This is a genomic window from Planktotalea sp. (genome assembly GCF_039984035.1).
GTDB lineage: Bacteria > Pseudomonadota > Alphaproteobacteria > Rhodobacterales > Rhodobacteraceae > Planktotalea.
Genome location: NZ_JBDWVM010000365.1, coordinates 1 through 6,975 on the forward strand (window position 1 = coordinate 1; position 6,975 = coordinate 6,975).

Annotated in this window: 7 protein-coding genes; 3 read left to right on the plus strand and 4 right to left on the minus strand. The window is 53.9% G+C overall.

Translation table 11 applies throughout. The features are described from left to right. From glnT to ABJQ89_RS16305, 4 genes are all read right to left on the minus strand, one after another. A partial coding sequence (glnT, locus tag ABJQ89_RS16290) for a type III glutamate--ammonia ligase (protein ID WP_348497211.1) occupies window positions 1-980 on the minus strand: 980 nt, incomplete at its 3' end. A 71-nt stretch (window positions 981-1,051) separates the two neighbouring features. Next, window positions 1,052-2,398: an FMN-binding glutamate synthase family protein gene (locus ABJQ89_RS16295; RefSeq protein ID WP_348497212.1), complete on the minus strand. Its 1,347-nt coding sequence runs from the start codon at window positions 2,396-2,398 to the stop codon at window positions 1,052-1,054. A gap of 11 nt (window positions 2,399-2,409) precedes the next feature. Beyond that, the gene (locus tag ABJQ89_RS16300; protein WP_348497213.1) at window positions 2,410-3,093 is read right to left on the minus strand and encodes a protein GlxC; all 684 of its coding nucleotides are present in this window, start codon (window positions 3,091-3,093) and stop codon (window positions 2,410-2,412) included. A 1-nt stretch (window position 3,094) separates the two neighbouring features. Next, window positions 3,095-4,024 carry a glutamine amidotransferase family protein gene (locus ABJQ89_RS16305; RefSeq protein ID WP_348497214.1) on the minus strand — a complete coding sequence of 310 codons (930 nt, stop codon included), beginning with the start codon at window positions 4,022-4,024 and terminating at the stop codon, window positions 3,095-3,097. Window positions 4,025-4,237: 213 nt separating this feature from the next. Between ABJQ89_RS16305 and ABJQ89_RS16310 the strand changes: the two genes are divergently transcribed. The 3 genes from ABJQ89_RS16310 to ABJQ89_RS16320 all read left to right on the plus strand — a co-directional run. After that, entirely contained in the window at window positions 4,238-5,644 is a 1,407-nt protein-coding gene (locus ABJQ89_RS16310) for an ammonium transporter (RefSeq protein ID WP_348497215.1), read from the plus strand. A 26-nt stretch (window positions 5,645-5,670) separates the two neighbouring features. Continuing rightward, window positions 5,671-5,841, plus strand: coding sequence for a hypothetical protein (locus ABJQ89_RS16315; protein WP_348497216.1), 171 nt, complete (start codon window positions 5,671-5,673; stop codon window positions 5,839-5,841). 160 nt (window positions 5,842-6,001) lie between these two features. Further along, on the plus strand, window positions 6,002-6,975 hold a 974-nt coding region (locus ABJQ89_RS16320), incomplete at its 3' end, for an aminomethyltransferase family protein (RefSeq protein WP_348497217.1).

Sequence of the window (6,975 nt, forward strand, 5' to 3'; positions counted from 1 at the left end):
ATATGTGTGCGGTTGTTGCCTGTCCACGTTACAGTATTAGGCGCCCATGTTGCGCCAGACATCGTGCGCGGCGCGTTGATGCGTTTGTAGCTGTTCACCGTCGGATTGGTGATCGCGGCCAAGGCAGAGGCATGTTTCATAATCCCGCCAAGGAAATGACGCCCCTTCTCAGACAGGCCCAGCTCAGCTGTTTGGCTGCTATCATTGGCGTCCATCGCGAATACGTTGGTCTTCGCAGCAGCACCCGGTGCATCCCAAACCGAGATATGCGCATGACACCCGTTGCCCGTAAGCCCCTCGATCGGCTTTGGCATAAAGGTCGCGCGATACCCATGCTTTTCGGCGACGCATTTGGTCATGAACTTGAAGAAGCTGTGCTTATCCGCCGTCTTCAACGCATCATCGAAATCCCAGTTCATTTCCCACTGGCCATTCGCGTCTTCATGATCGTTTTGATACGGGTTCCAACCGAGCTCCAGCATGTTATCGGATATCTCGCGGATCACATCCAAACGGCGCATAAACGCTTGTTGATCATAGCACGGTTTCGCCGCCGTATCGAAGCTATCGCTGATCTGATCGCCTTCAGGTGTCAGCAGGAAGAATTCCGCCTCAATACCCGTTTTGACGTGCATGCCCTCTTCGGCCGCTTCTGCGATGAGCTTGCGTAAAACGTTGCGCGGGGCTTGCTCGACCGGCTCGCCTTCCATGACGCAATCCGCAGGCACCCACGCGATCTCTTTGTTCCATGGCAGGATAATCACAGCCTCAGGATCAGGCACCGCGAGCATGTCAGGGTGCGCAGGTGTTAGATCAAGCCAAGTCGCAAACCCAGCGAAGCCCGCGCCATCCTCTTGCATATCCGCAATCGCCCGAGCTGGAACCAGCTTGGCCCGTTGCCCACCGAACAAATCGGTGAATGAAATCATAAAATACTTAACGCCATTGTCTTCGGCGAATTTTGCCAGATCCGTTGTCATAGCTTTTTCCCTGTCGTCTTTTTTATAGAAAAAGGCGCGTGCCATGATGTGACCGCGCCTTTGATTTAACTTTAGAAATTGGTGCCTGATTTACCTGGGTACCAATCGGTGCCGCACAGCGGAACGCGCGCCATTGCAGCGGCTTCCATTGTGAGCGCAACCAAGTCTTCAGGCTCAAGATTGTGCAGATGGTTCTTCCCGCACGCCCGCGCAATCGTTTGCGCCTCGAGCGTCATCACCTTGAGGTAATTGCGCAAACGGCGACCACCCTCGACCGGATCGAACCGCTTCATGAGCTCGGGGTCTTGGGTTGTGATGCCTGCGGGGTCTTTGCCCTCATGCCAGTCATCATAGGCCCCTGCCGTCGTGCCAAGCTTGTTGTACTCAGCTTCCCACTTGGGATCATTATCGCCGAGCGCAATCAGCGCAGCCGTGCCAATCGCGACCGCATCCGCACCAAGCGCCATCGCCTTCGCCACATCTGCGCCCGAACGAATGCCGCCAGACAAGATAAGCTGTACTTTGCGATGCATGCCAAGGTCTTGCAGCGCTTGAACCGCAGGACGGATTATGGCCAGCGTTGGCTGTCCCACATGTTCAATGAACACATCCTGCGTCGCAGCGGTGCCGCCCTGCATACCATCCAGAACGATGGCATCCGCGCCCGCCTTTACAGCGAGGGTAGTGTCATAATAAGGACGCGCACCAGCGACTTTGACATAGATTGGAACCTTCCACCCAGTGATTTCGCGCAGCTCCAAAATCTTGATCTCAAGATCATCTGGCCCCGTCCAGTCAGGATGACGACACGCAGAGCGTTGATCGATCCCTTTAGGCAGATTGCGCATATCGGCCACGCGATCCGTGATCTTTTGCCCCAGCAACATGCCGCCGCCACCCGGCTTGGCACCTTGGCCCACCACGATTTCAATCGCATCCGCTTTGCGCAGATCATTGGGGTTCATGCCGTAGCGCGATGGCAAATACTGATAGACCAGTTTGGCAGAGCTTTCGCGCTCTTCAGGTGTCATGCCACCATCGCCAGTCGTCGTTGAGGTCCCAGCCATTGTAGCCCCGCGCCCCAATGCTTCCTTCGCTGGGGCAGACAAAGCGCCAAAGGACATTCCTGCAATCGTGACCGGGATATCAAGCTCAATAGGATTTGACGCGTTCAACCCGCCAATTGTAACGGATGTTTCGCACTTCTCGCGATAGCCTTCCAATGGATAACGCGAGATGGATGCGCCCATAAACAGTAGGTCATCAAAACTGGGAACCTTGCGTTTTGCGCCGCCCCCGCGGATATCATAAATCCCCGTCTCTGCCGCACGGCGGATATCCGAGTTGATATCCTGCGTGAAGGTCGCCGACTGTCGAGGCGTGGTATACGGGATACCCTTGTCATCATGTGTACTCATTCAGGAGCCCCTTAGTAATCAGCCGCATTATCGACGTCAAAGTTGTAAAGATTGCGCGCCGATCCGTAGCGCGTGAAGTCTTTCGGATCCGCATCAATGCCCGCTTCATCCAGCAAACCTTGCAAAAGGGTGAGATGCTCATCGCGCATCTCTTTCTTTTCGCAATCCGCGCCGAGGCTTTTGACACTGCCACGCACAAAGAAGCGTGCTTCATAACAGCTATCCCCGAGCGCATCGCCCGCATCGCCGCAGACCACAAGGTTGCCAGACTGCCCCATAAACGCAGACATATGGCCGATGTTTCCTTGAACGACGATATTCACGCCCTTCATAGAAATCCCGCAACGCGAGGAGGCATTGCCCTTAACCACGATCAACCCGCCATGCGCGGTCGCGCCTAAATATTGGCTGGCATCGCCTTCGATCACAATTTTACCGGACATCATGTTTTCGCCAGTGCCCGGGCCCGCAGACCCATCAATCTTGATCGTCGCTTGTTGGTTCATGCCGCCGCAATAATAGCCCGTGGACCCTTTCACGGTGACTTCGATCGGCGCATCAAGCCCGCAGGCAATTGCATGCGCACCTTTTGCATTTTCAATGGTCCAAGCGGTCTGGTTCGTGTCATCCGCCTGCGCATGAAGTGCAGCGTTCACACCGCGCAGGCCCATTTCCTGAAGATCTACTGTCTGCATCTTAGGCTGCTTTCTCTGTGCTGGTGGGCGCCGCGTTGTGGCTCCAGAAATAGACGGTGGCCGGTTCGGGCTCCCACACACGGGCGTCTTCGATCCCGGGCAAGTCAACAAGTGCGCGGTATTCTGACCCGAAAGCTACATATTGATCCGTTTCAGCCATGACGGCAGGTTTGCACGCGATCGGATCGCGCACGACGCCAAAGCCGTCCTTAGTGCCCACAAGGAATGTGAAGAAACCATCCAAATCATCGAGCGCGCTTTCCAAAGCCTCGCCAAGCGTTGCGCCCTCGCGCATCTTCCACGTCAGGTAAGCCGCACCCACCTCTGTGTCATTCTCAGTTTCGATGTGGATGCCTTCACGGCGCAATTTGCGGCGCAACGAATTGTGGTTCGAAAGGGACCCATTATGAACGAGGCATTGATCATCGCCCGTGTTGAACGGATGTGCCCCCATCGTGGTGATTGCAGACTCGGTCGCCATTCTCGTGTGCCCGATTCCGTGGCTACCCGACATAGAAGTGACGCTAAATTGGGCAGCGACGTCTTTGGGAAGACCTACCTCTTTATAGATTTCCAGCACATCACCGCGGCTCATCACGCGCACATTTGGGCGCAAATCGCTGAGAGCAGCGCGCGCTTTTTCAAAGCTTCCTGCAGGAATTGAAAGCACTGCATGTGTGCTGATCACGTCCACCGTGACCGCCCCGCCAAGAGCATCTGCAAGTGCGCTATCCAGCTCAACAAAGTCCGTTTCAGGCGCATCTGACTGGACAGTCATCTTTGCCTTACCCTTTGTTTCGTCACCGTAAATCGCGATACCAGCACTATCGGGGCCACGATCCGTCATCGTGATCAACATCGATGTCAGCATCTCACCCAACTTTGGCTCTAGCGCCTTGTCCTTTAAGAACAGTCCGACAATTCCGCACATATTATTTTCCTTAAAACCGCGGCCGCACGTCACGCCGCTTTCGACTCAGACGCTAGCATCAAAGATTTTCACGCTCAACTGTTAGGAAACTTTTTTTCTCTATAGGCAAAAAAATTCTTTGCAGAAATTGAGACTCATGTTTGTCTGCGCGTGTAATTCCGGCGCTCAAGATCGGGATGCGTCTAATTTGGACAGCCAAAGGGAGTTCTAACCGTGGAAGAACAAATCGCAGAGCTCGTTGCCAAAGTGGCCGAGCTTGAAGCGGCAAGTGGAGGTGCAAAAGTCACCAACACCATGTTCGCTGAAACCTTTTATTATCTAACAATTCCGTTGATGATCATCATTCACGCGGGATTTTTAGCGTATGAGATGGGCGCCTCGCGCCTCAAGAACGTACTGAGTTCCGGCGTGAAGAACATTCTCGCCTTCGCGTTTATGATCCCAACCTTCTACTTCTTCGGATGGTGGATCTACTGGGGTTTCCCAACAGGTCTCACCTTCTCTGAAGGCCCTGCTGGAATTTCTGGCGCCGCTTATGCGAGCTCAATCGCACTTGGTTGGGGCGACTCAGCGCAATATATGGGGCCAAATATCGCTGACCAAGCGTCTGGCGTCTTCTTTGGGGCCTTTGCATTGTTCGCTGCCACTACAGCTTCAATCATGTCTGGCGCTGTTATCGAACGTATCCAAACGGTTGGATTTATCATCCTTGCTGTTGTGCTCGGCTCATTCGCTTGGGTTGTTGCAGCCGCATGGGGTTGGCACGCAGATGGCTGGCTCGTCACAAAGTTCGGTGTGCACGACTTCGGCGCAGCGGGACTTGTTCACGCGGTTGCAGGCTTCTTTGCCCTTGGCGTTCTGATCAACCTTGGTCCACGGATCGGCAAATTCAATGCGGATGGCTCTGCCAACCACATTGCTGGTCACAATATGCCACTGACGGTTACTGGCCTGATGCTGATCATCGTCGGTTTCTGGGGCTTCTTGATGGCCTGCGTCATCGTACCGGGCGAAGCATGGAGCTGGTTTGGTGACAAACCGTCGACAATTTACGGCACGCCGATCACCCTGTCTGCTTTGTCTTTTAACATCCTGATGGCTGTTGCGGGCGGTATCATTGGTGCATGGCTCTTCACGCGTGATCCATTCTGGATGATGTCTGGCGCCCTTGCGGGGATTATTTCCACCGCGTCTGGTCTGGATATCTATTACCCTGCCCTCGCGTTCTTGATCGCCTTCTCTGCTGGTATCATCCTGAAGCCTTGCGCAGATTGGCTAGAACGCCGCGGCATCGACGACGCGGTTGGCGCAGTCACAGTGCACGGCACGATTGGTCTTTATGGCGTCGTGATGCTTGGCATTTGGGGCTCTGGCTTCCCTGCCCTTCAAGGTGCAGCTGGCGAAGTTGCTACGATCAATCTGATGGGTCAAATCATCGGCGCGGTTGTCTTCTTCCTGCTCGGCTACGTTCCTGGTTACGTTGTGTCTTACATTCTCAAGATGTTCGGCATGCTTCGTATCCGTGAAGGCGCAGAGCTTGCGGGTATGGATCTCGTGAAAGTTCCTGCAAATGGCTACCCCGAATGGGGCACAGATGCAGCAACAACACCTGCTGAATAATAAACTTCTAATCTAAGGAGAAACACATGTTTCCATATGACGAAGCCTCTTGGAGTGGCGTCGACGGTGCCATGTTTATGGGATGGGGCGGCGCCCTACCCGGCATCACAACATTCCTAGCAGTGGTCGTTTGTATCGCCGTGTTGGTGATTGGACAGCGCTCGGAAACCGAGAAGGCTAAAAAGTTCGACAAGTAATCCATGTCGATTGAAAATTTAGGAAAGGGGCCTGTCACGGGCCCCTTTTTTAACAAAAATTGCCTGACAGGAAAAAAAGTTGAATGTAAATATTGATTTTTAAGTCATCGTCGGGCTGAATGATCTCAACAAAGACTCATATAACAAACAGGGAAATCCGATGGCTATTCTTTGGAGACAATCGGCGCTCGCGCAGCGCCATGCCGAAATCGGCGGAGAACTTGAAGACTGGAACGGCATGGGGACCGCTTGGTTCTATGACCATACACCAGAACGCGCCAAGGCGGATTATGAAGCGATCCGTACAAAAGCCGGTCTTATGGATGTGTCTGGTCTGAAAAAGGTTCATGTCAACGGACCTGATGCCGCCTATGTCATTGACCGCGTGACCACCCGCAACGTTGAAAAGATTGCGCCGGGCCGCTCCACCTATGCCTCCATGTTGAATGCTGAGGGCAAGTTTATCGATGACTGCATCATTTACCATATGGCGGTGAATTCATGGCTGGTTGTGCACGGCACAGGCACGGGTATGGAGCAGCTCACGACCGTTGCGGCAGGCAAGAACTGTTCGGTCCTCTTTGACGATGATCTGCACGATATGTCCCTGCAAGGCCCCGTTGCGGTTGACCTCTTGGCCAAAGAAATTCCAGCCATTCGCGATCTGGCCTATTTCGGCATCCTGCAAACGCGTCTTTATGGCCGCGATGTTATGATCTCGCGCACGGGCTATACGGGCGAGCGTGGCTATGAAATTTTCTGCCGTGCCAAAGACGCGGTCCATCTTTGGGACAGCATTCTAGATGCGGGCAAAGACATGGGCGTGCGCCCGACGCAGTTCTCAACGCTCGATATGCTGCGTATTGAAAGCTATTTGCTGTTCTACCCGGGCGATAACTCCGAAACCTTCCCGTTCGATGACGAACCATGCGGCGACACGCTTTGGGAACTTGGTCTCGACTTTACAGTCTCTCCCGACAAGGAAGGCTTCATCGGTTCGGAAAACCACTATGCGGCCAAAGGCAAAGAACGCTTCAAGATATTCGGCGTTCAGCTATCCGACAGCATGGATCAAATGGAAATGTTCGCGCGTGTTATGCATGATGGCAAAGACGTGGGCGTTATCACCTATGG

Excerpts from the sequence above, each read along its gene's own strand:
- ABJQ89_RS16315 (WP_348497216.1), top strand. The coding sequence starts at position 5,671 with ATGTTTCCATATGACGAAGCCTCTTGGAGTGGCGTCGACGGTGCCATG.
- ABJQ89_RS16295 (WP_348497212.1), bottom strand. The coding sequence starts at position 2,398 with ATGAGTACACATGATGACAAGGGTATCCCGTATACCACGCCTCGACAG.
- ABJQ89_RS16300 (WP_348497213.1), bottom strand. The coding sequence starts at position 3,093 with ATGCAGACAGTAGATCTTCAGGAAATGGGCCTGCGCGGTGTGAACGCT.
- ABJQ89_RS16305 (WP_348497214.1), bottom strand. The coding sequence starts at position 4,024 with ATGTGCGGAATTGTCGGACTGTTCTTAAAGGACAAGGCGCTAGAGCCA.